The organism is Jatrophihabitans sp. (genome assembly GCF_051960575.1).
Lineage (GTDB): Bacteria > Actinomycetota > Actinomycetes > Mycobacteriales > Jatrophihabitantaceae > JBQCEE01.
In genome coordinates, this window is the sequence record NZ_JBQCEE010000278.1 from 1 (window position 1) to 2,237 (window position 2,237).

The following is a 2,237-nucleotide window of genomic DNA, read 5'->3' on the forward strand; positions in this document are numbered from 1 at the left end:
TCCACGAGATAGCCGCCCAGCGTGGGCCCGACGGCCGGGGCGACGATGACGCCGAGGCCGTACATGCCCATCGCGGCACCGATCTTCTGCGGCGGCACGATCCGGTAGAGGATCGTCAGCGTCACCACGGGCAGGACGCCGCCCGGAACCGCCTGCAGCACCCGGAAAACGATCATGCTGTTGAGGCTCCAGGCCAAGCCGCACAGCGCCGAGCCCAGGGCGAACCCCAGCAGCGACAGGTTGTAGACGCGACCGGCCCCGAACCGGGCGGCCAGCCACGCGCTCACCGGCACGACCACGCCCAGGGCGAGCGAATAGGCGTTCTCCACCCACTGGATCTCCTCGGTGGTGGCGGAGAAGTCCAGCTGCATGGTGGGGATCGCGACGTTGACGATGCTGATGTCGAGCACCGACATGAACATGCCCGTGATGAGCACGGCCAGCGGCACGCCCCAGCCCCCACCGGTCGCCGGTTTCGGCGGGGCGGGCGCGGCGACCGGGGCGGGCGCGGCGGTGGCGGTTTCGGCGCCAACGTCGATGGCCATGATCCCAGTGTCACACGCCCGGGGGACTGCCCACGTAATGCTCTGCCAAAGTGCGGGCAACGGCTTCCGAGCTGGTGACGAGCTGCAGCTCGGCGATCTGGCGCCGCAGGTCGAAATCGCCTGCATCGGAAAAGCGGTGCAGCATCGACGTCATCCACCACGAGAACCACTGCACGCGCCACACCCGCCGCAGCGCGGTGGCGGTGTAGGCGGCGAGGGGCGCCTCGTCCTTCTCGGCATACCAGGCGCCGAGGGCGCGGTCGAGCACCTGCACGTCGGCCACGGCCAGGTTGAGGCCCTTGGCCCCGGTCGGCGGCACGGTGTGCGCCGCGTCGCCCACCAGGAAGAGCTTGCCCCGCTGCATCGGCTCGGCGACGAACGAGCGGAACTGCAGCACGTCCTTCTTGAAGATCGGGCCGTCCTGCACCTGCACGCCCGCGGGAGCCAGCCGGGCGGTGAACTCGGCCCAGATGCGGTCGTCGGACCAGTCGTCGGTGGCGGTGGCCGGGTCGCATTGGAAGTAGAGCCGCTGCACCGTGGGGCTGCGCGTGGAGACCAGCACGAACCCGCGCTCGGAGTGCGCGTAGATCAGCTCGTCGTAGGACGGCGGGGCCTCGGCGAGGATGCCGAACCAGGCGAAGGGGTACTGCCGGAAGAAGTCCTGCCGCCCCGTCACCAGCCTGCGGCACGGGGAGTGCGAGCCGTCGGCACCCACCCCGAAGTCGCAGTCGAGCCGCTGGGCGGCGCCGTCGTGGGTGAAGGTGATGGACGGCGCGCCCTCGACGTCGTCGACGACGACGTCCGCCACGCCGAACCGGAGGTCGCCGCCGTCGGCGAGGCGCTGCGCGATGAGGTCGACGAGCACCTCGTGCTGCGGGTAGACGAGCACCGACCGGCCGCCGGAGAGCCCGGTGAGGTCGATGCGGTGCAGGCCGCCCTCGAAGGCCAGGTTGATCCCGTGGTGCACGCTGCCGTCGCGGGCCATGCGGGCGCCCACGCCGGTGTCGCGCAGCAGGTCGGCCGTGCCCTGCTCGAGGATGCCCGCGCGGATCGTCTGCTCGATCGCGGCACGGCTTTGCACGTCCACCACGACGGACTCGACGCCGCGCAGGTGCAGCAGGTGCGCCAGCAGCAGCCCCGCCGGGCCCGCCCCCACGATCCCCACCTGCGTGCGCACGGGGCCACCCTATGCGGTGACGCGCCCCGCCAACATCAGGTTCGCGCCTGCCGCGGCCGGGCACAATGCGCGCGTGTACCCACTGGAGGCCGAGGCGTGGAGCGACTTCGCCGTCGGCGTTGCGGGCGCGGGCGCGGCGCTCACCGGGCTGCTGTTCGTGGCCGTGTCGATCAATCTCGAACGCGTGCTGGCGCTGCCGGGCATCCCCGGCCGGGCGGCGCAGGCGCTGATCCTCCTGGCCACGCCGGTGTTCGCGGCGATCGCCGTGATGACGCCCGGGCAGCCGACGTGGGGCCTGGGCGTGGAGCTGGTCGTGCTCGCGGTGGTCGTCGGATCCGCGTTGCTCGTGGGCAGACGGCACCGGGCCGCGAGCAGCCACTCTGGTCGTGGCTGCTGAACGGCGTGCTCGCGTCGGTCGTGCTGTCGTTGGGCCTGCTGCTGGCCGGGATCAGCCTCGTGGCCGACGCGCCCGGGCTCGGCGGGCTCTACTGGGTGGCGCCCGCCACAGCCCAGGC

3 protein-coding genes are annotated in these 2,237 nt (G+C 72.2%); 1 reads left to right on the forward strand and 2 read right to left on the reverse strand.

Annotated elements, in window-relative coordinates; translation table 11 throughout:
* A partial coding sequence (locus ACTHMS_RS15715) for an MFS transporter (RefSeq protein WP_440307611.1) occupies window positions 1-545 on the reverse strand: 545 nt, incomplete at its 3' end.
* Between the two features lie 10 nt (window positions 546-555).
* Window positions 556-1,722 carry a 4-hydroxybenzoate 3-monooxygenase gene (locus ACTHMS_RS15720; protein ID WP_440307612.1) on the reverse strand — a complete coding sequence of 389 codons (1,167 nt, stop codon included), beginning with the start codon at window positions 1,720-1,722 and terminating at the stop codon, window positions 556-558.
* A 73-nt stretch (window positions 1,723-1,795) separates the two neighbouring features.
* On the opposite strand from ACTHMS_RS15720, the gene ACTHMS_RS15725 reads away from it, so the two are divergent.
* Window positions 1,796-2,119, forward strand: coding sequence for a hypothetical protein (locus tag ACTHMS_RS15725; RefSeq protein ID WP_440307613.1), 324 nt, complete (start codon window positions 1,796-1,798; stop codon window positions 2,117-2,119).
* The last annotated feature ends 118 nt before the right edge of the window (window positions 2,120-2,237 follow it).